We start from the raw sequence: 21,140 nt of genomic DNA, 5'->3' as shown, positions 1-21,140 counted from the left end.
GGCGGTGCTTGCTCGATCGTGACCATGGGGATGCCGCCGTCGACCATGCGTTGCAGCGGGCTGCACCTGGGTGTTAGAGGAGCGTGACGTACTGGCCGATGTGTGCGCCGACCGTGTACATCAGCGATGACCACAGTCCGGTGACCATGAGGACACCGATGAGGATCAGCGTGCCACCACCGATCAGGTTCACGGTCCGTAGGTGCCGTTTAACGCGGCTGATCGCGGTGGTGGCCCAGGTGGTTCCAAGGGCGAGGAGGAGGAAGGGGATGCCGAGTCCGAGGCAGTAGGCGATGCCGAGCAGGACGCCGTTCCAGGTGCTCGCGGCTTGCAGGCTCAGCAGGTTGATCGCGGTGAGGGTCGGGCCAAGGCAGGGGGTCCAGCCGAGCCCGAACACGATCCCGAGCAGGGGTGCGCCGGCGATGCCGGTGGCCGGTTTCCATCGTGGTTTGAGGGTGCGCTGCAGGATCCCGAAGCGGCCGATGAACACGAGTCCCATGATGATGACGAAGCCGCCGAGGATCTGCGTGAGCAGGTCGCGCCAGCGGATCAGCCAGAAGCCGGCGGCGCCGAATGCGGCGGCGTAGGCGACGAAGATGACGGTGAAGCCGAGGATGAACAGGAGCACGCCCAGGGTGAGCGTGCTGCGGCGGCGTTGCTCTGCGACACCGCCGATGAAGCCGAGGTACCCGGGGACGAGTGGGAGGACGCATGGTGAGAGGAAGGACACCAGCCCGGCCAGGAGTGCGACCGGCACGGCGATCAGGAGCTGTCCGCTGAGGATCGCTTCCGCGAAGGGGTTCCCGTTCACGCTGATCGCTCCGTGGGCGCGGGCTCGTCCTTGTGCCTGCCCGGCATCAGGAAGCGGATCGCGAATCCGGCGATCCCCAGGGTGGCGAAGATGTCGGCGACGTTGAAGATGGCGAACCAGTCGATGTTGATGAAGTCGACGACTTCGCCGGTGAGTGGCCCGGACTCGGCGCGGGTGATGCGGTCCCAGAGGTTGCCTGCGGCGCCGCCGACGGCGACGCTCATCAGCCCAGTGGCGAGCATGTCGGCGCCGCGCACGGCGCGCACGACTGCCCACGTTGCCAGGCACAACGTCAGGGCGATGATGCCGAGTGCGAGCGGCGGCCCCATCTCGCTGCCGAGGCTGAAAGCGACGCCTGGGTTGAACACGAGCTGGAGGGTCGCACCCGGAGCCAGCTCAATTGTGCGCGACGGGCCGAGGCCGGACAGTGCCCACGCTTTGGTGAGCTGGTCGATGGTGAGCGCGGCCGCGGCGATCAGCAGCACCACGACCACTCGGATGCTTGCTCTCACGAGAGCACGTCGATGAGGCGCACGATCACGCCGGACTCGATCAGGATGTAGAGGCCCAGGCCCGTGAACACGGCGGGCACGAGCCAGTGCTCGATCTTCTCGAGGGCTTCCGTGACGGTCTTGTTCGTCCCCACGAAGCGAGCCACGAGGCACCACACCGCGACGAGCACGAGGAACACCGCAATCGTGACCACGGTGTCCGGGATCGGGGTCGTCCGGAACACCGGCGTGTAGAGGGAGATGTTGTCGGCGCCGTTGGCGATGGTGATCCCGGCGACTCCGAGGACCCCGCCGGCGCGCACTGCCGAGTCGTCGTCATCGTCGTCGTCATCACCGCGTCGTCGCAGAGCACGGACCAACCCCACCAGACCAATACCCAGGGGGATGAGCCCCAGCAGTCCCACCCACTTGTCCGGAACGATGGTGAGCCCCGCAGCAGTGAGGACACTGATCGCGACGAGGGCGATGAAGCCGGCGTACTGACCGACGACGACCTTCCACCCCGGCAACGTTCCACGCGTCGATGCAAGGAACAGAACCGTCAGGACCACGACGTCATCGATGTTGGTGGCAGCAAAGAGACCCACCGCCGCCGCAATCGTGCCGATCATCGGTTCGACTCAACAAGCGGCGGCCGAGACACGGGAACCATCATCCGGCAAGTGATCGTCATACGCCGATCATATCGGTATCGACCGATGATCGGCGACGTGCAGCCGGCCGGCTCTCCACAACGCTGCCGCCGGCCCGGAGGCGATCGTCGGCGCGCGATCGGATGGTTGCCGCGGAGCGGGCTGAGTGGGCGCCGCTCACAAGGTGCGCCCGGCATTCGTTGTAAGCCAGGCAATGGGGTCGATTGGGGTGCTGCTGCCGAGCATGACCTGCAGGTGCAGGTGGGCGCCGGTGCTGGCGCCGGTGTTGCCGACGAGGCCGACGAGCTGCCCGACGGCGACGCTCTGCCCGGCATGCAGCGGTGACGAGCCGAAGATCATGTGCGCGTAGAGGGTGGAGATGGTCTGACCGTCGATCTGATGGTCGATGATGACGTACTGGCCGTACTCCGGGTGGGTGCCCGAGATTCGGACGGTGCCGGCGGCGACGGCGCCGATGGGGGTGCCGGCGCCGGGGGTGATGTCGGCGCCCTGGTGGATCGACGAGCACGCCGCGCACGGGGCGAGGCGGGGGCCGAACGGGGAGCTGACCCGGATGCTGCCGGCGACGGGCCAGCGGATATCGCCGGCGCCGGTGTTCACGATCGTCCCGGTGGGCGCGACTGCAGCCGTGCTACCTGCCGCTGCTGTGGCGCTGTTCGTGGTGCTGGTGGTCGTCTTGGTGATCACGGGCTTCACGGCGGGCTTGGTGACGGTGTAGCCGTCCCGGTCAACGGTCACGGTCAGCCCGGTCGCGGTGAAGCTCTGCCCGGTAGCGGACGGGGTGCCGCCGGGCACGGTGACGGCGGGGCCGGTAGATGCCTGCGCGGGAAGCGCCGCGGCGGTGAACAGCGCCATCGCCGCAGCAGCACCGGTCAGCGGAATCGCCGCCAGCGCCCGGGATCGGAACGTCCGCGTCGGAGCCGGCGCGGCCACCGTCACGGCGGGCAGCGGCGGCCGACTCACGACAGCGGGGGTCCGGCGGATGCGGGGCGTCCGCGGAGCGGGGGGTGTGGCGCGTTCTGCGGCGAGGGCTTCGCGGCGCGTCAGCGGCGTTGCAGTGGGGGTGTGGGGGTGCTGCTGGGGCACAGGCAGGCTCCAAGAAAGACGGCGGACGGGGATGAGCACGTCAGAAGAAACAGGGCCGCTCGGCGGGGTGCTCGAGCGGGAGAGGGGGAAAGCCGGTCGCGGATCGCGGCAGGGAGGGGGGACACCGCCGCGACCCACGGCCGGGGTCACATCGACGCGAGCATGTCCTTCATCTGGCTGATCTGCTCGGTCTGGCTCGACACGATCGACTTCGCCATCGCGACCGCGTCGGTGTTCTTGCCCTTATCGACTTCGGTCTTCGCCATGTCGACAGCGCTGGTGTGGTGCTCGACCATCTGCTGCAGGAACAGCTTCCCGGCGTCCGCCGGGGAGGCACTGTCGAGGGCGTTCATATCGGCGTCGGACATCATCCCGCCCGACATGGAGGAGTGATCCATCCCGGACATGCTCGACATCTCCGTGGGCTCGCCCCAGGCCTTCAACCAGCCGGTCATCGTCTTGATCTCCGGTGCCTGCTCGGCCTTGATTTGCTTCGCGAGCGTGACGACGTCGGGGTCCACGTCGGAGCCCTTGGCGAGGAGCATGTCGCTCATCTCGATGGCCTGCTTGTGGTGCGGCAGCATCCCCTGCGTGAACGTCACGTCCTGGTCATTGTGCGTCGACGAGGACGACGAGGACGACGAGGAGGAGTTGTCCGAGGAGCCGGCGTTGTTGGTGGAGCATCCGGCGAGGGTGAGGCCGATGGTGAGGGCGGCGGTGGCCGCGAGGGTGCGCGTGATGGTGGTGTTCATGGATCCGTTCCCGTGATGCGTCAGGTGTTCCGGGCAGGCGAATACCTGCCCGTGTTCTGGGCATGCGAGAGCTTCCGAAGGGAGCGCTCCCGCCGGGGATGGATCAGATACGGATGATCTGCAGCGCCGTCAGTGATGGCGGCTTGGGTGCCGCGACGCGGCGTGCGACACGGTCCCCGAGGGCGAGGAGGCGTGCGAGGACGTAGAGGACCCCGCCGTTCCGGGTGCGCAGAAGCGCCCACGCGAACAGGGCGATCGTCAGCGCGCAGGCCATCCCCATCAGGGAGCACATCAGCGCGCACAGGCCGCCATCGCAGCCAGCATCACTGAGCACGCTCACCACCGCGCCAGCCGGCGCGGCAGCGTGCTCGGCTGCGTCGCTGTGGGTGTGCTCGGCCGTCATGGCGGTCATGGCGTGCTCGCCGGTGGTCGCGTGGCCGAGCATGCTGTGCATCAGGACCGTGAACCCGACCAGCAGCAGCAACGCCAGCACCGCCGTGGCCTGCAGCAGCAGGCGGCGGCGCGTGGTGTTCGCGGTGGTGAGCATGCGGATCCGTACTGATGACTGGTCGGGGTGCGGGTTCTATGGTGCAGGACGAGCGCTGAGAGGACAACCGCCCCGTCTGGCGGGCGGAGAGCTGGTTAGGCGCGCACGAGGCGGGCGATCGCGTCGGAGGCTTCCTTCAGCTTCACCGCCGCCTCGTCGCCGCCTTCGGCGACGGCGTCGGTGACGCAGTGCGCGAGGTGGTCATCCAGCAGGCCGAGCGCGACGGATTGCAGCGCCTTCGTCATCGCGGACACCTGGGTGAGGATGTCGATGCAGTACTGCTCCTCATCGACCATCCGCTGCAGGCCGCGGGCTTGCCCCTCGATGCGGCGCAACCGTTTGAGGTAGTCCTCCTTCGCGGTGATGTACCCGTGGTGGTGCTCTGCTGCGGGCGCGGTGGTGTCGGTCATGGACGCTCCTCGGGGTTCACCGATTACGGTAGCGGCGCTCATGCCGCCGTCGACCAATCGAACGGGGTCGGCGCGATCGGCGTACCGGACCCACGGGTGATGACGATGGCGATGTCCTGCTGGTCCTGCAGTTCCAGATCCGGCAGCGGCGTGGTGGTGCGGGTGCCGTTGACGAACACGGCGACGTGCCGGTCGTTCTTCCCGTCGACGTACCCGCCGACCTGCCCGTCTCGCAAGGTCACGTCCCACTCGGTAAAGAGCTGTCCGAGGGTGAACGGCTGCACCTTCGCGGACTCGACGTGCACGATGCCGGAGGTGTCGTGGGTGTGGAGTGCAGACATGCCGCCCCGCTGCACGTCGACGCCGATGTTCGCCGGCACCGCCACCGGCTCCCCGTCCACGGACACGGACAGATGCTGATGGGTGTGCAGCGCCGCACCTTCCATCCCCGCCACCTCGAGCCCGGCAGCCTTCGCCCGCGCCGCCGCATCCGCGGGGGCCGGCCACGGCGGTGCCGCCGTCGCTCCGGACGCTGTTGGCGCCGTGTCGTTGCCACGGTTCAGCGCGGCGACCGTGATCGTGGTGACCGCGGCGAGGACGACGACCACGGCGGCGCCCAGCAGCCACCACCGGCGGGTGCGACTGCGCTGCTGTTCCGCTCTGCGGTCAGCGGCTTTCCGCCGCGCCTCTTCGCGCCGATCAGTTCTGCTCGCCATCACGTCCTCTTTCCGGATGCCGGTTCGGCGGATTGGGAACACATCCGCCCGACCGGCGTTACACTCGCTACGGTACCCCCCTAGGGTACCTGATGAACGTGAACGACGAAGGGATCACCACGATGAGCGAGCAGCTGACGAACACGTACGCCATCACGGGCATGACGTGCGGGCACTGCGTGATGAGTGTCAACGAGGAACTCGCCGCCGTGCCGGACGTCACGGACGTGACGATCGACCTCAACGTCGGCGGTGTCTCCACCGCTCGGGTGACCAGCACCCGCAACCTGCCGCAGGAGGAAGTCTCCGCCGCTGTGGAGGAGGCCGGCTACACGTTGGTCGCATCATGACCACGACCAGCACCCCGCCGGTTGAGCTGACCATCGAGGGGATGACCTGCGCGTCGTGCGCGAACCGGATCGAGCGGAAGCTGAACAAGCTGCCCGGCGTGACCGCGAGCGTGAACTACGCCACCGAAAGCGCCTCCGTCACGCTCCCCGCGGACCTCGCTGTCGACGACGCGATCCGGACCATTGAAGCGGCCGGGTACGGCGCGCACCTGCCCGAACCGGCCGGCGCGGACACCGACGAGCTCGCGCCGCTGCGTCGGCGCCTGATCGTGTCCACGGTGCTCGCCGTCCCGGTGGTGGCGCTGTCGATGGTCCCGGTCCTGCAGTTCCCGGGATGGCAGTGGGCCGTTCTGGTGCTGGCGCTGCCGGTCGCTGTGTGGGGTGCGTGGCCGTTCCATCGTGCTGCCGCGATCAACGCCCGGCATGGGGCCGCGACGATGGACACCCTCGTCAGCGTCGGCGTCGCCGCCGCGACCGTGTGGTCCGTCTGGGCGCTGGTGTTCGGCGGCGCCGGGCACATCGGGATGCAGATGGCGTTCTCCTGGTTCCCGCACCCGGGCGCGGCTCCGGAGCCGTACTTCGAAGTCGCCGCCGCGGTGACGGTGTTCCTCCTCGCCGGCCGGTACTTCGAGGCCCGCGCGAAGGACCGCTCCGGCGCCGCCCTGCAGGCGCTCCTCGCCTTGGGTGCACCGACTGCGCGGGTGCTCCGAGACGGTGTCGAAACCGAGGTGCCGACCGCAGCACTACAGGTCGGGGACCGGTTCGTGGTCCGTCCCGGTGAACGCATCGCCACCGACGGAACCATCACCGATGGCACGAGCGCGATCGACACCAGCGTGATGACCGGTGAAGCGGTCCCCGTCGAGGCCGGCCCCGGCGACACCGTCACCGGTGCGACCGTGAACGTCGGCGGCCGACTCATCGTCGAAGCCACCCGCGTCGGCCACGACACGGAGCTTGCCCGCATCGGCCGGCTCGTCGTGTCCGCGCAGACCGGCAAGGCCGAGGTGCAGCGCCTCGCCGACCGGGTCTCCGCCGTGTTCGTCCCAATCGTCATGGGCCTGGCGGTGCTGACCCTCATCGGGTGGCTGCTGCTCACCGGCGACGTGCAAGCCGCGTTCACCGCCGCCGTCGCGACCCTGGTGATCGCCTGCCCCTGCGCCCTGGGGCTGGCAACTCCCACCGCGCTGCTCGTCGGCACCGGACGTGGCTCCCAGCTCGGGATCCTCATCCGCGGACCCCAGGTCCTCGAGGCCACCCGCCGGATCGACACCGTCGTGCTCGACAAGACCGGCACCGTCACCACCGGCAAGATGAGCGTCCACCAGGTGACCGCCGTCGGTGGGGAAACCGACACCCGGGTGCTCGCCCTCGCCGCCGCCGCGGAAGCAGGATCCGAACACCCGATCGCCCGCGCCATCACCGCAGCCGCCACCGACCACCCCACCGCGGAATCGTTCCAGTCCACCGCCGGGCTCGGCGTCCAAGCCGTCGTCGACGGCACCCTCGTGCTCGTCGGCCGACCCGCGTGGTTGACCGACCAGTGGGCCATCACCATCCCCGAAGCGGTCACGGACGCGGTCCGGACCGCAGAGCGGGGCGGCGCGACCGCGGTCGTTGTCGCATGGGACGGCGCAGCCCGCGGCGTCATCAGCGTCGCGGACACCATCGCGCCGACCAGCCCGGACGCGATCCGACGCCTCCACGACATGGGGCTGCGCACGATCATGCTCACCGGCGACGCTAAAGACGTCGCCCGGACGGTCGCCGCCGAGGTCGGCATCGACGACGTCGAAGCCGAGGTACGCCCCGAAGACAAGTACCGGACCGTCATCCGGCTGCAGCAGCAGGGCCGGTCCGTGGCGATGATCGGCGACGGCGTCAACGACGCCGCCGCTCTCGCCGCCGCGGATCTCGGGATCGCGATGGGTAGCGGCACCGACGCGGCCATGGAAGCCGCCGACATCACCCTCATCCGAGCGGACCTGAGCGCCGCGGCGGACGCGATCGCGCTCGCCCGCCGCACCCTCGGCACGATCAAGGTGAACCTGTTCTGGGCCTTCGCCTACAACGTCGCCGCGATCCCGCTCGCGATGGCCGGCCTGCTGAACCCGATGATCGCCGGCGCCGCAATGGCGCTGTCCTCGGTCTTCGTCGTCAGCAACAGCCTCCGCCTCCGCACCTTCCACACCCGATAGGAGCGACATGGACACCCACGAACACCACAGCATGACCGACCACGACAACCACCAGAACCATGGCGGCGGTCACGCGACGACGACGTGGACGATGGCCGCACAAGCGACCCTGCACTGCCTCACCGGCTGCGCGATCGGTGAAGTCCTCGGCATGGTCATCGGCACCGCGACCGGCCTGCACAACACCGGCACGATCATCCTGTCGATCGTGCTGGCGTTCATCTTCGGCTACGCCCTCACCATGCGCGGCGTCGTCCGGTCCGGGCTGAGCTTCTCCGCCGCGTTCAAGGTCGCCCTTGCCGCAGACACCGTGTCAATCGCCGTGATGGAGATCATCGACAACACCGTCATCGTCGCGGTTCCCGGCGCCATGGACGCGCAGCTGAACGACTGGCTGTTCTGGGGCTCCCTCGCGTTCTCCCTGGTGATCGCGTTCATCGTGACCACCCCGGTGAACCGGTGGATGATCAGCCGCGGCCTCGGGCACGCCGTCGTTCACGGCCACCACTGATCCAAGTGACTGGCCCTCGCGGCCGCCGGAGTGCAGAGGCCCCCTCAAGCTCCAGGGGGCGGCACATCTGGCGGGTGCGACGTACTTGCTGCATGCCCGCCAGATGTGTCAGAATCGTCCTGCGTTCATAGTGCGCGCCAACAGCCGGCCTTCGGGTCGGTTTTTTTGTGCCCGAAACGCTCTACCCGCGAAGGCCCAGCGGCGGCGATCGCTTGCGGCGAGATGCAGGCCTCTCCCCGCCCCTCGATGAAAGGGCGGGGGATGGTGAGGCCCCCGCCCTTCTTCTCGCGGCTGATCGCGACGCGAGGTGAGCCCAGTGTGTCGAGCCGCACCTGTGCACGCGGCGAGCTCATCGCGGCACCCACGTGGTTCGGTCATCGATGAACCGTCCCTCGCACCGCGAGGCCCACAGACCTCGGAGCACGCACTGGGCGTGCTCCCGAGAGCCAGCCCACGGGCTGGCAGATCGAACGGTGGAGGTTCCATGCCCCTGTCGATTGAGATCCCCGCTGCCGCTGGCTACGCAGTCGGATTCGCCCTCGCGATGAACTTCATCGCGATCGCGATCCGACAGGCGTGGCCGGTGCTGAGTGACAAGGCTGCCCGCCGCGTCGCTCGCATGCAGCGGGCGAAGGCTGCTTCGAAGAAGTAGCGCTCAAAAAAGACCCCCCTCCATCGTCGGGGAGAGCTCTGTGTCCGTTTCGTACCACAAACCTTCGTTATCGGCACATAGCTAGATCCGGGCTTTGCAGGGAGCCGCTGCGGGTGGTGCTCTCAACGATGGCGTCCGTTTGCCGGTGACGGGTGTGGCGTTGCCAGGACGGGGATGACGCGGGCGCAAGCGTGGAGGGTGAGGTGTCGCATGACGCTGTCGATGGCCATACCGCCGCTGGCGACCACGGCGCGGAGTTCGGGGAGCATCTCGAGCAGTCCGGCAAGTGAGCGACGGCCGCGCCCGATGTCGTCGGGTCGGACGGGAATCGGTGGTTCCCGCGAGGTGAGGGTTAGGCGCAGGATCTGGCGTCCCAGGAGTCCGGTTTCGGGCGGCCCGCTCGGAGCGGGGGTCGACGTGGTCGCGGGGAGGTCTTCGGTAGGTGCTGGCTGAGGCGAGGGGCAATATCGTGCACATGTGAGGTGGACACAGCAGCGGTGGGAACGGGTAATGCGGTGGCCGCTTGCGATCGCGGCGGGAGCGTTTCTTGCTGCGTATGCGGTGGAGGTGCTCGCCGATCATCACGGCCGCAGCGCGTTCGTGTCGGATGTTGTGATCAACGTCACGTGGGCGATGTTCGTGGTGGACTACCTCGTGACGCTCCTGTTGGCGCGTCATCGTGGTCGGTGGTTCGTGCACCATCTGGTGGACCTGGCCGCTCTTGCGTTGCCGTTCCTGAGGCCTTTACGGCTGTTGCGGCTCGCGCAGCTGTTCCGAGTCCTGCAGCGGAGCACCGGGGCTGCCGTTCGCGGGCGAGTGATCGTGTACGTGATTGTGACGACAGCTTTGCTGGTGTTCGTGTCCGCGTTAGCGATCCTCGATGTGGAACGGCATGCCGACGGCGCGACGATTGTGTCATTCGGGGATGCGCTGTGGTGGGCGTTGGTCACGATCACGACCGTTGGGTACGGTGATCTGACCCCGGTGACCGAGACAGGTCGGTTGATCGCCGCGGGAGTGATGATCAGTGGCATCGCGCTGCTGGGTGTAGTTACCGCGACAATCGCGAGCTGGATCATTGATCAGGTCGGTCGACGTGACGACGAAGCACAGATCGCGACCCGGCGTGAACTACGTGAACTGTCTGCCGAGATCCGGTCGCTGCCGGAGGAGCTGCAGCAACGTCGACCGCCGTCGGGTGAATGATTCCCTGCCACGGTGTCCAGATCGTTCCGTGGCGTCATAGTAAGAGTGAGATCGGGTCTTCAAGGAGGCTGGTGAGCGTCTGTAGGTATTGAGCGGCGAGGGCGCCGTCGATGACGCGATGGTCTGCGGAGAGCGTGAGGCGGATCCTGTGGCGGACGACGAGGTTGCCGTCGTGTACGGCAGCGTCCGCCGTCGCTGCTCCAACGGCGAGGATTGCGCTTTCGGGCGGGTTGATGATGGCGGTGAAGGACTCCGCGCCGAACATGCCGAGGTTACTGACGGTGAACGTGCCGCCGGTCATGTCGGCGGGTTGCAGTTTCCGATCCGCCGCACGGGCGCTGAAGGATCGGCTGGCGGCGCTGATGCTGCTGACGCTTCTGGTGTCGGCATGTGTCATGACCGGGACAACGAGGCCGGCCGGCGCGGCCATCGCGATCCCGATGTTCACTGCAGTGTGCTGCGTGATCGCAGGATCCGGGTCGTCTTGGTAGGAGACGTTGATGGCCGGGTGCGCGGCCAGGGCGAGGGCTGCGGCCTTGACGATGAAGTCGTTGAGGCTGACTTTCGCGGTGTCTTGTCTGATCCGTGATGCGTTCACCATGGTGCGCAGATCAATGAGGGCGTCAGCGTCGGCGACGGCGGTGACGGTGAAGTGCGGGATGGTGCGGGCGCTCTCGGTGAGTCGGCGAGCGATCACCTTCCGCGTCCCGGTCATCGGCGTCGTCACGTCCGCGTCGGTGTCTTGCTGATGGTGTGTGGAGGCGCTGCCAGGCACGGGGAGCGTTGCCGTCGACGGGACATCGTGCTCTAAAGCTGCAGCACTCTGGTCCGCGTCGATGATGGCTTCGACATCAGCCCTGACAAGGCGGCCGCCGGGGCCCGATCCGTGAACGGTGGCGATGTCGACGTGGTGTTCGCGAGCGAGTTTGCGTGCCAGTGGGGACGCGAACGCGATGTGCTCTGCCGGCGCGGGTATGCCTTCGGAGCGTTCACGCTGTTGCGGCTCCACGGGGGGATCTTCCGATGTGCGTGCGGGGTGGTCGTGCTCGGATGATGTGTCGAACGCGGGAGCGGGGACGAACGTTGGAGTGGTCGGCGATGTGTGCTCATCGGCGGGCGAGTCCGCGCGTTGGCCATCCGCCGGGCTGAGCGCGGGGCCGGAACCGTCGTCGAGCGTCGCGATGGGAGTCCCTATCGCAACGTTCTCTCCTTCGGGAACGAGGATCTCCGTCAAGGTGCCAGCGTCGTAGGCTTCGTATTCCATGGTGGCTTTGTCGGTTTCGATCTCGACGAGGATGTCGCCGACTTCGACGATGTCGCCGGGGTGCTTGTGCCAGGCGGAGATGGCGCCTTCTTCCATCGTGTCCGACAGCCGCGGCATGGTGATCTGGATCATCGGGACGTTCCGTTCCGGTCGGAGGCGCGCCAGCCGACCGCGTGGAGGGTTTCGTGGACGGCGGTAATCGCGTCCTCGAGCGCGGGAAGGGCCACCGTTTCGAGGGGCTTGGCGTATGGCAGGGGAACTTCGGCCATCGCGACGCGGCGGACTGGTGCGTCGAGGTCGTCGAAGGCGCCGTCGGAGATCGACGCGGCAAGCTCCGCGCCGATGCCGTAAGTGAGCCAGTCGTCTTCAAGGACGACCGCGGCGTGGGTCTTCCGCACGGAACGGATCACGGTCTCGCGATCGAGTGGGCGGAGGCTTCGCAGGTCGATGACTTCGGCGTCGATGCCGTCCTCGGCGAGCCGTGTTGCTGCTTGCCGCGCCAGGTGCGCGGTGCGTGAGTAGCCGATGAGCGTGACGTCAGACCCGACGCGGCTGACAGCGGCGCGACCAATTTCGACGTCGTCGACGTCATCGGGTACGTCGTCCTTGATGTTGTAGAGGGCGAGGTTCTCGAGGAACAGCACCGGGTCGTCGTCCCGGATCGACGCACGCAGGAGCGTACGTGCGTCCGCTGGGGTGGACGGTGCGACGACTTTCATACCGGGTACGAACGCGTAGTACAGCTCCACGTTCTGCGAGTGCGTTGCACCGAGCTGTTGACCGCCGCCACCTGGTGTGCGGATCACTAGCGGTACGCGGCTCTGCCCGCCGAACATGCCGTAGATCTTCGCGGCGTGGTTGACGATCTGATCGAGTGCGAGGAGGGAGAAGTTGATGGTCATGATCTCCACCACCGGTCGCAGTCCGAGCATCGCGGCACCGATCGCGGCACCGGTGAACCCTTCTTCCGCGATTGGGGTGTCGCGGACACGGCGTGGCCCGAACTCCTCGAGCAGCCCCTGAGTGATTTTGTACGACCCTTCGAATATCCCGATCTCTTCGCCGAGCAGGAGCACGTTCTCGTCCGCGAGGAGTTCCTCGCGGAGCGTCATCCGGAGCGCGTCCCGGTAGCTCATCACAGTCATCGGGTCTGCTCCTGACTTGTCGTGGCGGGATAGTTCGTGTCAGTGGGCGGTGGGAACAGCGGCTGTGCAGGGAGCCGGCGCGTGTCGTTCGGGACCGGTGTGGCGTAGGTGTAGTCGAACAGGGTGCTGGGGTCCGGGTGGGCGCTGTTCGCGGCGTAGTCCGCTGCCGCGGTGGCTGCAGCGATGGCGGCGGCGTCCATGGCGGCGGCGGCATCGTCGTCGATGATCTCTGCGGCGATCAGCGCCGCCCGGTAGGCGGCGACCGGGTCGTGCTCGCGGAGCGCTTCCGTTTCGCTGTCGGTGCGGTACTTCGCCGGGTCCACCACCGAATGGCCTTTCAAGCGTTCGGTGGTGAGTTCCAGCAGGAACGGCTCATTTCGACGCGCTGACGCGAGTGCGCGGGTCATCGCTTGCTGCACGGTGACCGGGTGCAGCCCGTCGGCGCGTTCGGCGGCCATCCGGTAGGAGGCAGCGCGCTTGTACAGTTTCGGTTCCGCGGAGGCGTGTCCGACGGTCGTGCCCATCCCGAGCTGGTTGTTGATGATGACGTACACGATCGGCAGATGCCACAGCGCGGCGAGGTTCAACGACTCGTGGAACGCGCCGATGTTCGTCGTCCCGTCTCCGAGCGTGCACACCACGACCTCGTCGCCGCCGCGGTAGTCGATCGCGAGGGCTGCCCCGGTGGCGAGCGGGATTTGCCCGCCGACGATCCCATAGCCGCCGAGGAGCCTCGCGGTGAGGTCGAACATGTGCATGGAGCCGCCCCAACCACTGGAAACCCCGTCGACGCGGCCGTACAACTCCGCCATCACCCGGTTCGGGTCGATTCCGCGGCCGATCGCGTACCCGTGCTCCCGGTAGTTGGTGAACAGGTAATCCATCGGCTGCATCGCGGTCGTGATCCCGGCGACCGCAGCCTCCTCGCCGAGATTCAGGTGGCAGTATCCACCGATCAGGGCTTGCGTGTAGGCGCGGGCGGCGCGTTCCTCGAACCGCCGCACTCGGAGCATCAAGGACAGCAGCTCAGCTTGTTGCTCTTCGGGGATGTTGTCGGGCTCTTGCGTCGGCGTTGTGCGGGAGGTCATAACGGTCTGCTGCTCCTTTGCGCAATTGCCCATCCGACCCGTAACGCATTCACGGCGCGGAGGTGTTGTTCGGCCCGGTGCCGACCGTTGGCCGGTGAGGGGTGTGGCGCGGCGATCACCGGTAGCACAGTCGGGGCGTCTGTCATGGTGAGGTACCGCATGACGCCGTCCAGCGCCGTGGCTCCGAAGGTGACGATCGCGGCCAGTTGCGGAAGCGAGGCAAGGAGCGTCGACAGCGCGGGGATGCTTTCCACCAGATCTGCTCGCGTGGGTCTTCTCGCGAGTTCCCACGGCACGATATTCCACCGCAGGTACGCCGTACGCGGCAGCCCAGATTCCGCACGCGCGCGCCTGAACGCAGCCACTGTCGGGCCGGGATTGTCCTCGCTGCAGATCGCACCCGCGCCGACCGCGATCGTGGCGGGACCGGGCGATTCCATCAGCACCAGGACCTGGGATTCGACCCCACCGGAGTGAGCGTCGAAGCCCGGCACGAATCGCCTGGTCCCATCCGGTGCGAGCCGCCACATCTCCGCCAACCCGTTCAGCGACCGAACATCCGCCGGTGCGAACGTCCGACCGGTGTCGCGCACAGCGGCGGCAGCATCACGTGGTGATCGCCGCATCAAGCTGGCTTCGGGGGCGCGAGGAGGGTGCCGCGGATGACGGAGCCGTGGAAGGTGCGGACGGCAACAGTGATCCACGCGGCGACGAGGCCGGCGTAGTACAGGACGGCGAGGCCAGCGACGACGGTGAGTCCGGAGTGCAGGGCCAGGCCGTTCAGGCCGGTGACGCAGGTGCCGACGGGGAACGTGAACGACCACCAGGTCAGGCTGAACGGGAGGTGCTGCTTCGCGGTGCGGATGGTGATGGCGAGGGCGATGACGGTCCACAGCAGCGCGAAGCCGAGCATCGCGAACCCGTACACCAGCGCCACGACCAGCAGGGCATGCGCGGTACTCGCATCGACAACGGTGGGGGCGTTCGAGGCGAGGAGGTTCACGGCGGTGATCGACTGCCCGACCGGCCCGAGGACGATCCACAGAGTCGGGACCATGCCGGCGGCGCCGACCTTGTGCTGCGCGAGACGGTTCCAGATCAGGGTGATCACGACCAGGGACGTGATGAGGCTGAGGCCGAAGAAGCCGTAGCAGGACCACAGCAGCGTCTCCCGCGCCTGCCCGGCGGGGGCGTAGGGCAGGAGGAGCGCACCGGTGGAGGCAGACACCATCGGCGGGACGATCGGCATCAACCAACCGCCGAACGCGGAGTCGGGCTTGTTCTCGTGGCGGGTGAACGCCAGGTACGGCACGAGCACTGCCGTGAGCAGTCCTCCGATGGTGCCGATGGTCCAGAGGACCCAGTCGATGGTGACGGCGGCGGGGAGGCCGATCCAGTCCTTGCCGAGCAGGATCGTGCCTGCACCGACGGTGAGAAACGCCATTGGCGGGGCGCCGTAGAAGTGCGAGATGACCGGGTGCAGGTGGTGCTTCGCCGCGGTGTCCCGGTAGCGCACCCAATGCAGGACCGTCGCGATGGTGAGGGCGATGAGCAGGATCGCAGCGATTGCCCACACCACCGTCGCGCCGGTGCGCAGCCCTGGGAACTGCAGCGGGAGTGATGCAGCGGCGACGGCGACGATGCCGGTGCCCATGATGGATGCGAACCAGTTCGGAGTCAGGTTCGACACGATATGCCCTGGCCGATCGAGCTCTCGGAACACCGTGCGCCGCTTTGGGGCACCGTGCCGCTTGGTCGTGCTGGGTGCCGGTGCGGTCTGGGTGGTCATGCAGGCAGTCTGACCCCGACCTCGGGCGTGGTGGAACCACGAACTGTTTCGGGGTGGCACAATCATGGTTTGTGAAACGTCGTGTGACGGACCGGAAGCTGGATCTCGACACGTTGGACGTGCTGCAGCGTGTCTCGGAGTCGGGCTCGTTGTCGATGGCTGCGAGCCAGTTGGGCATCACTCAACAGGCGGTGTCAGCGCGGATTGCGGCGGCGGAGCGGATGGTCGGGGTGCAGCTGGTGGTGCGTTCCTCGTCGGGTTCGTGGCTCACCGATGCTGGGGCGACGGTGATGGAGCTTGCCGCACCGGTGTTGGATGCGGCAGCACGATTGGAGGCAGGTGTGCATGCACTGCGGCTGCCATCGGGCACGATCACGGTTGCCGCGTCGCAAACGATCGCGGAGTTGATGTTGCCGGAGTGGTTGTTGCGCTCCCGTCGTGCGGCGCCGGAGATCAGTGTGCGCATGTTGGCGGGGAACAGCACCGACGTGATCGGGTACGTCCGCACCGGCGCCGCTGACATCGGGTTCGTTGAGGGGCCACACACGCCGGTGGATCTTCATGCGATGCCGGTTGCGGACGATGAGCTCACGGTGGTCGTTGCGGCAGAGCATCCATGGGCGTCAGCGGCGTCTGTGACGGCGGCGGATGTCGCCGCGACACCGCTGCTGGTGCGCGAGCAGGGATCGGGCACGCGCGCTGTCGTGGAAGGGTGGTTGCGTGACCAGGGGTTGACGATGGTGGAACCGGCGGCGCAGCTTGATACCACCGCGGTGATTCGCGCGAACGTTCGCTCAGGCGTGGCGCCGGCGGTGATGAGTGTCCGTTCGGTACGTGCGGATGTCGACGCTGGGGTCCTCGTGCGGGTCCCGGTCGATGGCCCATCACCGCTTCGGCGGTTTACCGCGATCTGGTCGACGCCGCCATCAGCCGCGACCGCGGCGTTCCTGCACACCGCAACCCACCCGGTGTAGTCGTCTGCTGGCGAACCGGAGCTGGCGGCCACGGCGTCGCGGGGTTGTCATATTGCGCACGCGTCGTTCCATTCACGGAATGGTGTGTTGGGGTTGGAAACGTCGATGATGGCGTTCGCTGCGGATCGCGGTTCGTCTCGTTGCGTGAACGCCTGCGCGGCTCCGACATCACGGATGGGCGCGCGGACAATGCCGGTACTGGCCCAGATCGTCCAGTCCCAGAGCCCTCGAGCGGGCACTTGCAACAGTCCCCATCCGGTCACGATGAGCACGTCCGCTCCTACCGGGTCGCTGCGGAAGGGAATCGCCACATCCGCTCGTGCTCCCATCGCGGTGATGACCGAAGTGATCGTCTCGTGTTGCACGGCGTAGCCAGCTGCAGTGACCGCGTCACCGAGCGCCGTCGCAACCGCGTGCACGGCGTAGACGGAATCACCATCGACCGCGATGATCGATCGCCGGCCGGCGTACTGCGTGCTCCACTGATGCACCACGTCGCGGTACACGCTGGCGATGGTGTGGGGGGTCATTGGTGCTCCCTTATGTGGCGGCGGGTGTCGGGGACGGATCAAACGGCATGCAGCAGCGGAACGAACAGTGCTGCGGCAGCGATCAAGACGACGAGGGAGACGCCGGTGAGCAGCAGCCGCTTCTGCCGGCGGGGTTGCCCATCTGGTGCGTCGCCCCACACGCTCGCCCGGACGGTGATCTGGTGCGCATCGCCGACCAGACGGCGGATCGTCGGATCGGACAGGTCCAACAGTCCGTTGCGGGCATTGGCCGAGATCTGCGCAGCTTCCCGCATGCTCATCGACATCCGCGACACGCTCCGATCACGTTCCGCGTCGTTGGCACTGAATCGTCTGCGAGACCGACTCGTCCGTTGCATCAGAACGTCTGCCCGTTCTCGTCGCCAACCTGCTTGACAGAATTGCCATGCACCACGGGGCCATCCGGAGCATCTGTGAATGGGCCGCGCCCGATCGGGATGCCAGCCTCAGGGTGATTCAGGTCGAACGCCGGGGACTCCGACCGGATCCTGGGGATCGAGGTGAAGTTGTGTCGCGGTACCGGACACTGGGTTGCCCACTCGAGGGAGCGACCGTACCCCCATGGGTCATTGACCTGCACCTTGGGTGCCTTCCGAGCCGTGATGTAGATATTGAACAGGAATGGCAGGAATGAGATCCCGAGCAGTATCGACCCGATCGTGGAGACCTGGTTCAGCCAGGTGAACCCGTCCTGCGGCAAGTAGGTCGCGTAACGGCGGGGCATGCCGATCACGCCGAGCCAGTGCTGCACGAGGAACGTGGTGTGGAACCCGAGGAACAGTAACCAGAAGTGGATCTTGCCGAGCCGTTCGTTGAGCATCTTCCCGGTCCACTTCGGCCACCAGAAGTAGAAACCGCCGAACATTGCAAACACGACGGTGCCGAACACGACGTAGTGGAAGTGGGCGACGACGAAGTAGCTGTCGGAGAGGTGGAAGTCCAACGGCGGAGACGACAGGATCACGCCGGTAAGGCCACCAAAGGTGAAGGTAATGAGAAACCCGACAGCCCAGAGCATCGGTGTTTCGAATGTCACCGAGCCGCGCCACATGGTGCCGATCCAGTTGAAGATCTTCACCCCGGTCGGGACTGCGATCAGCATCGTCATCAGTGAGAAGAACGGCAGCAGGACGCTGCCGGTGACGTACATGTGGTGTGCCCACACGGTCACCGACAAGGCTCCGATAGAGATGGTGGCGTAAATCAGTGTCTTGTAGCCGAAAATCGGCTTTCGGCTGAACACGGGCATGATCTCGGAGATGATGCCGAAGAACGGCAACGCGATGATGTACACCTCGGGGTGCCCGAAGAACCAGAACATGTGCTGCCACAGCAGCGCTCCACCGTTGGCGGGATTGAAGATCTGCGCGTCGAAGACACGGTCGAGGCCGAGGCCGAAGAGGGCAGCGGCCAATACCGGGAACGCGATCAGTACCAGCAGCGCAGTTACCAGGACGGTCCAGGAGAAGATCGACATGCGGAACATCGTCATGCCGGGGGCACGCATGCAGATGATGGTGGTGATGAAGTTGACCGACCCGAGGATTGATGCGAATCCGACGAGGATGAGCCCGAACACCCACAGGGTGCCACCGAGGCCTGGCGTGAAGGTCGTGTCCGACAGTGGCGCGTACGCGGTCCACCCGAACGATGCTGCACCCTGCGGAGTCAGGAAACCGCCCACAGTGATGAGGCCGCCGAACAGGTAGATCCAGTACGAAAAGGCGTTCAGTCGGGGAAACGCGACATCCGGCGCGCCGAGGTGCAGCGGCATGATCGCGTTCGCAAAACCCGAGAACAACGGTGTCGCGAACAGCAGCAGCATGATCGTGCCGTGCATGGTGAACAGTTGGTTGTACTGCTCCTTTGTCGCCACGATTTGGAGGCCCGGTTCGAACAGTTGCGCGCGGATCACGAGGGCCATGACGCCGGCGAGGAGGAAGAACATGAATGAGGTCATCATGTATAGGTAGCCGATGACTTTGTGGTCGGTGGAGGTGATCCACCGGACAATGATGTTTCCTTTTGCGCCGGTCCGGGGCGCATCGAACACGGGCACCCCGGTGTCGGTGGTGCGCGGGGTTGTGGCGGTCATGAGCTGCCTTTCGACATGCAGTGCAGAGACTGGTTGGGCGAATTCTGCCGGCTCGCTGGGGTCACACGAATAGGACGGCAGCGATCAGGCACGCACTGGGGCTGGCATGAGCCCAGCAGCGCTAGCAGGCTGGCGGTGACGCACCCGGGTCGTGGCATGTGACTGCACCACCTGCTCAGCTTCGGTGACGACGTCGGCGACTGCCTGGTCGTGCATGTCGAATGCATCCGTCGCGACGTAACACCGGCTGCGAGCCGTTCCGTTGAGCGGTCCACCCGAACGTTGATTGGGGCGCATCAGCATGGCTCTCCTGTTCGTGGAAGCGTTCCTGCCGATCTTCCTCGCCGCTCGGGCGGTCGGCAACGGAGATTCGGTTGTGACCACACAACGGCGTGTTGTGTGCGGCGGCGGTTGCGACGCGCAGCGGGCGACTTCCATGCCACCGAGCATCATCGGCACGGTGCACTGGTCGGCACGGTGCACTGGTCGGCACGGTGCACTGGTCCGTGTCGTGGTGTCAGCTCGGCGGAACCGGGCCGGGGTTCACTCGAGCGAACCTGCGTCGGGAGGAAGGGGCGGCGGCGGACTGAGTTTCCTCTGTGCCGGCTGCCGGTGCCGCGCGGGATTTCCGGGTGTCAGCGTGGTCGCGTGGGGCGGGTTGCAACGGGAGCGAGCCAGGCGGTGAGTGCGGTGGCCACGATGCTGCCAGCGCCGATGATGACGGCGAGGACGACGATCTGGAATCGTCCGGCCTCGATGGGCGAAACCCCACCGAAGACCGCGCCGACGAACGCTCCGGGAAGCGTGACCAGCCCGGTCGTTTTCGTCTGGTCCACTGTTGGCACCAATGCTGCGCCGATCGCTCGGCGGACCTGGTCGACGGTGGCCTGCCGTGGCTGCGCTCCAAGGGCGAGCCACCCTTCGACTTCGTCCCATCGGTCATCGACGAGTTCGACGAATCGCCTTCCGGATAAGGTCGAGATCGTCATTGTGTTCCCGATCACGATGCCTCCGATCGCGAGAACGTATCGCGGGGTGAGCGCGATGGCCCCGGTTCCGAAGACGAGTACGCCGGCGACCATGATTCCTGCAGCCATGCACGTCGCGACTGGGACAATGCGAGCGCGGAGCGTGCCGAGCCGTCGAGCTGAGGTAATGGCCGCGACCGTGAACATCACCAAGAGCGCGATGGTGATCAGCGCCGGCGAGCGGATGATCCCTGTCAGCAGCACGCTGATCGCAGCCAACTGCAACACCCCCCGCCCAACTGCGAATGCTGGAGCCCACGGTGAGGGTGCGCGCACTGCCAGCAACACCGCCGCCGTAACACCGACGAGAGTGACCACGCCGACGAGAGTGCGGACGGCTTCATCGGAATTGATCAACTCGCTCCTTCCACCGGCGGCCGCCACGCGCTCAGGTTGCAGGCGTACCCAGATCGGGAAGAAAAGAAGGTGTGTCCGGCCAAGGCGCGCGTCCCCTTGCCCTCGGGCAGGACCGCCCGCCTGAGCATCGTTGATTCGGTCCGCCGGATCGCCGGGAGCATGCCGACTATTGGTCACCGCCCTGTCTGCCAAAGTCGACGAGAAAGATGAAGATGCGTTGCCCATCACGCATCTCGTGCGTCATCTCCCGGATCGTACCGATCTGACCATCGCGCGTGAGCGCCTGCTGCAGCGCCGGGACCTGCACAAGATGGTTCACGTCTACGTCGAACCACTCCACATGGTGCGCGTCAACATCGGATGCCATCCAGTCATCTGCTGGTGCGCTTCGGTCCCACCCGTACTGATGCGTCTCCACTGGAGACCATTTCACGATGCGCTGCAT

24 protein-coding genes are annotated in these 21,140 nt (G+C 66.7%); 6 read left to right on the top strand and 18 right to left on the bottom strand.

Features of this window, described 5'->3' with window-relative positions; translation table 11 throughout:
• Nucleotides 1-73: 73 nt before the first annotated feature.
• The 8 genes from ACIPV1_RS03115 to ACIPV1_RS03080 form a co-directional block, all read right to left on the bottom strand.
• Complete coding sequence (locus ACIPV1_RS03115; protein ID WP_099051938.1) at nucleotides 74-811, bottom strand: cytochrome c biogenesis CcdA family protein; 738 nt, start codon at nucleotides 809-811, stop codon at nucleotides 74-76.
• The gene (locus ACIPV1_RS03110) at nucleotides 808-1,299 is read right to left on the bottom strand and encodes a signal peptidase II (RefSeq protein WP_158521905.1); all 492 of its coding nucleotides are present in this window, start codon (nucleotides 1,297-1,299) and stop codon (nucleotides 808-810) included. The genes ACIPV1_RS03115 and ACIPV1_RS03110 overlap by 4 nt, the downstream gene beginning before the upstream one ends.
• 20 nt (nucleotides 1,300-1,319) lie before the next feature.
• Complete coding sequence (locus tag ACIPV1_RS03105) at nucleotides 1,320-1,934, bottom strand: cadmium resistance transporter (protein ID WP_079238222.1); 615 nt, start codon at nucleotides 1,932-1,934, stop codon at nucleotides 1,320-1,322.
• Between the two features lie 198 nt (nucleotides 1,935-2,132).
• Nucleotides 2,133-3,101 (bottom strand): peptidoglycan DD-metalloendopeptidase family protein, encoded by a 969-nt coding sequence (locus tag ACIPV1_RS03100; RefSeq protein ID WP_402725757.1) that lies wholly within the window; start codon nucleotides 3,099-3,101, stop codon nucleotides 2,133-2,135.
• Nucleotides 3,102-3,208: 107 nt separating this feature from the next.
• Nucleotides 3,209-3,814: a DUF305 domain-containing protein gene (locus tag ACIPV1_RS03095; RefSeq protein WP_079238220.1), complete on the bottom strand. Its 606-nt coding sequence runs from the start codon at nucleotides 3,812-3,814 to the stop codon at nucleotides 3,209-3,211.
• Between the two features lie 103 nt (nucleotides 3,815-3,917).
• Entirely contained in the window at nucleotides 3,918-4,361 is a 444-nt protein-coding gene (locus tag ACIPV1_RS03090) for a hypothetical protein (protein WP_096897504.1), read from the bottom strand.
• 95 nt (nucleotides 4,362-4,456) lie between these two features.
• The gene (locus ACIPV1_RS03085; RefSeq protein ID WP_079238218.1) at nucleotides 4,457-4,771 is read right to left on the bottom strand and encodes a metal-sensitive transcriptional regulator; all 315 of its coding nucleotides are present in this window, start codon (nucleotides 4,769-4,771) and stop codon (nucleotides 4,457-4,459) included.
• A 38-nt stretch (nucleotides 4,772-4,809) separates the two neighbouring features.
• Nucleotides 4,810-5,487 (bottom strand): hypothetical protein, encoded by a 678-nt coding sequence (locus ACIPV1_RS03080; protein ID WP_123937983.1) that lies wholly within the window; start codon nucleotides 5,485-5,487, stop codon nucleotides 4,810-4,812.
• Between the two features lie 92 nt (nucleotides 5,488-5,579).
• On the opposite strand from ACIPV1_RS03080, the gene ACIPV1_RS03075 reads away from it, so the two are divergent.
• The 5 genes from ACIPV1_RS03075 (at nucleotide 5,580) to ACIPV1_RS03055 (ending at nucleotide 10,404) form a co-directional block, all read left to right on the top strand.
• A complete protein-coding gene (locus ACIPV1_RS03075) occupies nucleotides 5,580-5,837 on the top strand; it encodes a heavy-metal-associated domain-containing protein (RefSeq protein WP_243648838.1) in 258 nt (85 codons plus the stop codon).
• On the top strand, nucleotides 5,834-8,035 hold the full coding sequence (locus ACIPV1_RS03070) for a cation-translocating P-type ATPase (RefSeq protein WP_123937985.1): 2,202 nt from the start codon (nucleotides 5,834-5,836) through the stop codon (nucleotides 8,033-8,035). Before ACIPV1_RS03075 ends, ACIPV1_RS03070 begins: the two co-directional genes overlap by 4 nt.
• Nucleotides 8,036-8,042: 7 nt before the next feature.
• Nucleotides 8,043-8,546 (top strand): DUF4396 domain-containing protein, encoded by a 504-nt coding sequence (locus ACIPV1_RS03065; RefSeq protein ID WP_185094187.1) that lies wholly within the window; start codon nucleotides 8,043-8,045, stop codon nucleotides 8,544-8,546.
• 484 nt (nucleotides 8,547-9,030) lie between these two features.
• The gene (locus tag ACIPV1_RS03060) at nucleotides 9,031-9,198 is read left to right on the top strand and encodes a hypothetical protein (protein ID WP_165901042.1); all 168 of its coding nucleotides are present in this window, start codon (nucleotides 9,031-9,033) and stop codon (nucleotides 9,196-9,198) included.
• A 510-nt stretch (nucleotides 9,199-9,708) separates the two neighbouring features.
• On the top strand, nucleotides 9,709-10,404 hold the full coding sequence (locus ACIPV1_RS03055; RefSeq protein ID WP_123293739.1) for a potassium channel family protein: 696 nt from the start codon (nucleotides 9,709-9,711) through the stop codon (nucleotides 10,402-10,404).
• Between the two features lie 34 nt (nucleotides 10,405-10,438).
• On the opposite strand, the gene ACIPV1_RS03050 is transcribed toward ACIPV1_RS03055, so the two are convergent.
• The 5 genes from ACIPV1_RS03050 to ACIPV1_RS03030 are packed head-to-tail and all read right to left on the bottom strand — an operon-like array spanning nucleotide 10,439 to nucleotide 15,591.
• Nucleotides 10,439-11,800: a dihydrolipoamide acetyltransferase family protein gene (locus ACIPV1_RS03050; protein WP_123293738.1), complete on the bottom strand. Its 1,362-nt coding sequence runs from the start codon at nucleotides 11,798-11,800 to the stop codon at nucleotides 10,439-10,441.
• Nucleotides 11,797-12,813 (bottom strand): alpha-ketoacid dehydrogenase subunit beta, encoded by a 1,017-nt coding sequence (locus ACIPV1_RS03045; RefSeq protein ID WP_123293737.1) that lies wholly within the window; start codon nucleotides 12,811-12,813, stop codon nucleotides 11,797-11,799. The genes ACIPV1_RS03050 and ACIPV1_RS03045 overlap by 4 nt, the downstream gene beginning before the upstream one ends.
• Nucleotides 12,810-13,901, bottom strand: a complete 1,092-nt coding sequence (locus ACIPV1_RS03040) for a thiamine pyrophosphate-dependent enzyme (protein ID WP_221182551.1) — start codon at nucleotides 13,899-13,901, stop codon at nucleotides 12,810-12,812. Before ACIPV1_RS03040 ends, ACIPV1_RS03045 begins: the two co-directional genes overlap by 4 nt.
• Nucleotides 13,898-14,494, bottom strand: a complete 597-nt coding sequence (locus ACIPV1_RS03035; protein WP_159573342.1) for a uracil-DNA glycosylase family protein — start codon at nucleotides 14,492-14,494, stop codon at nucleotides 13,898-13,900. Before ACIPV1_RS03035 ends, ACIPV1_RS03040 begins: the two co-directional genes overlap by 4 nt.
• 32 nt (nucleotides 14,495-14,526) lie before the next feature.
• Nucleotides 14,527-15,591, bottom strand: coding sequence for a TDT family transporter (locus ACIPV1_RS03030; protein WP_243649815.1), 1,065 nt, complete (start codon nucleotides 15,589-15,591; stop codon nucleotides 14,527-14,529).
• Between the two features lie 152 nt (nucleotides 15,592-15,743).
• Between ACIPV1_RS03030 and ACIPV1_RS03025 the strand changes: the two genes are divergently transcribed.
• A complete protein-coding gene (locus ACIPV1_RS03025; RefSeq protein ID WP_235035966.1) occupies nucleotides 15,744-16,664 on the top strand; it encodes a LysR family transcriptional regulator in 921 nt (306 codons plus the stop codon).
• Nucleotides 16,665-16,711: 47 nt separating this feature from the next.
• Here ACIPV1_RS03025 and ACIPV1_RS03020 read toward each other — a convergent pair whose 3' ends face one another.
• From ACIPV1_RS03020 to ACIPV1_RS03000, 5 genes are all read right to left on the bottom strand, one after another.
• Nucleotides 16,712-17,194 carry a hypothetical protein gene (locus ACIPV1_RS03020; protein ID WP_123937991.1) on the bottom strand — a complete coding sequence of 161 codons (483 nt, stop codon included), beginning with the start codon at nucleotides 17,192-17,194 and terminating at the stop codon, nucleotides 16,712-16,714.
• A 38-nt stretch (nucleotides 17,195-17,232) separates the two neighbouring features.
• Nucleotides 17,233-17,481, bottom strand: a complete 249-nt coding sequence (locus ACIPV1_RS03015) for a hypothetical protein (RefSeq protein ID WP_123293732.1) — start codon at nucleotides 17,479-17,481, stop codon at nucleotides 17,233-17,235.
• 71 nt (nucleotides 17,482-17,552) lie between these two features.
• Nucleotides 17,553-19,310 carry a cytochrome c oxidase subunit I gene (ctaD, locus tag ACIPV1_RS03010; RefSeq protein WP_123293731.1) on the bottom strand — a complete coding sequence of 586 codons (1,758 nt, stop codon included), beginning with the start codon at nucleotides 19,308-19,310 and terminating at the stop codon, nucleotides 17,553-17,555.
• A 635-nt stretch (nucleotides 19,311-19,945) separates the two neighbouring features.
• Nucleotides 19,946-20,695 carry an ABC transporter permease gene (locus tag ACIPV1_RS03005; protein ID WP_235035967.1) on the bottom strand — a complete coding sequence of 250 codons (750 nt, stop codon included), beginning with the start codon at nucleotides 20,693-20,695 and terminating at the stop codon, nucleotides 19,946-19,948.
• A gap of 166 nt (nucleotides 20,696-20,861) precedes the next feature.
• Nucleotides 20,862-21,140: a hypothetical protein gene (locus tag ACIPV1_RS03000; protein WP_131845087.1), complete on the bottom strand. Its 279-nt coding sequence runs from the start codon at nucleotides 21,138-21,140 to the stop codon at nucleotides 20,862-20,864.

It is taken from the genome of Curtobacterium sp. NPDC089991 (assembly GCF_044748425.1).
Classification (GTDB): Bacteria; Actinomycetota; Actinomycetes; order Actinomycetales; family Microbacteriaceae; genus Curtobacterium.
The sequence above is the reverse complement of the archived record's forward strand: the minus strand, read 5'-3'. Positions and strand labels throughout refer to the sequence as shown.

Coding starts and splice junctions, on each gene's coding strand:
- ACIPV1_RS03090 (WP_096897504.1), bottom strand. CDS start 4,361: ATGCTCACCACCGCGAACACCACGCGCCGCCGCCTGCTGCTGCAGGCC.
- ACIPV1_RS03105 (WP_079238222.1), bottom strand. CDS start 1,934: ATGATCGGCACGATTGCGGCGGCGGTGGGTCTCTTTGCTGCCACCAAC.
- ACIPV1_RS03080 (WP_123937983.1), bottom strand. CDS start 5,487: ATGGCGAGCAGAACTGATCGGCGCGAAGAGGCGCGGCGGAAAGCCGCT.
- ACIPV1_RS03000 (WP_131845087.1), bottom strand. CDS start 21,140: ATGCAGCGCATCGTGAAATGGTCTCCAGTGGAGACGCATCAGTACGGG.
- ACIPV1_RS03060 (WP_165901042.1), top strand. CDS start 9,031: ATGCCCCTGTCGATTGAGATCCCCGCTGCCGCTGGCTACGCAGTCGGA.
- ACIPV1_RS03085 (WP_079238218.1), bottom strand. CDS start 4,771: ATGACCGACACCACCGCGCCCGCAGCAGAGCACCACCACGGGTACATC.
- ACIPV1_RS03045 (WP_123293737.1), bottom strand. CDS start 12,813: ATGACTGTGATGAGCTACCGGGACGCGCTCCGGATGACGCTCCGCGAG.
- ctaD (WP_123293731.1), bottom strand. CDS start 19,310: ATGACCGCCACAACCCCGCGCACCACCGACACCGGGGTGCCCGTGTTC.
- ACIPV1_RS03065 (WP_185094187.1), top strand. CDS start 8,043: ATGGACACCCACGAACACCACAGCATGACCGACCACGACAACCACCAG.
- ACIPV1_RS03040 (WP_221182551.1), bottom strand. CDS start 13,901: ATGACCTCCCGCACAACGCCGACGCAAGAGCCCGACAACATCCCCGAA.
- ACIPV1_RS03095 (WP_079238220.1), bottom strand. CDS start 3,814: ATGAACACCACCATCACGCGCACCCTCGCGGCCACCGCCGCCCTCACC.
- ACIPV1_RS03015 (WP_123293732.1), bottom strand. CDS start 17,481: ATGTCGATGAGCATGCGGGAAGCTGCGCAGATCTCGGCCAATGCCCGC.
- ACIPV1_RS03055 (WP_123293739.1), top strand. CDS start 9,709: ATGCGGTGGCCGCTTGCGATCGCGGCGGGAGCGTTTCTTGCTGCGTAT.
- ACIPV1_RS03050 (WP_123293738.1), bottom strand. CDS start 11,800: ATGATCCAGATCACCATGCCGCGGCTGTCGGACACGATGGAAGAAGGC.
- ACIPV1_RS03075 (WP_243648838.1), top strand. CDS start 5,580: ATGAACGTGAACGACGAAGGGATCACCACGATGAGCGAGCAGCTGACG.
- ACIPV1_RS03020 (WP_123937991.1), bottom strand. CDS start 17,194: ATGACCCCCCACACCATCGCCAGCGTGTACCGCGACGTGGTGCATCAG.
- ACIPV1_RS03070 (WP_123937985.1), top strand. CDS start 5,834: ATGACCACGACCAGCACCCCGCCGGTTGAGCTGACCATCGAGGGGATG.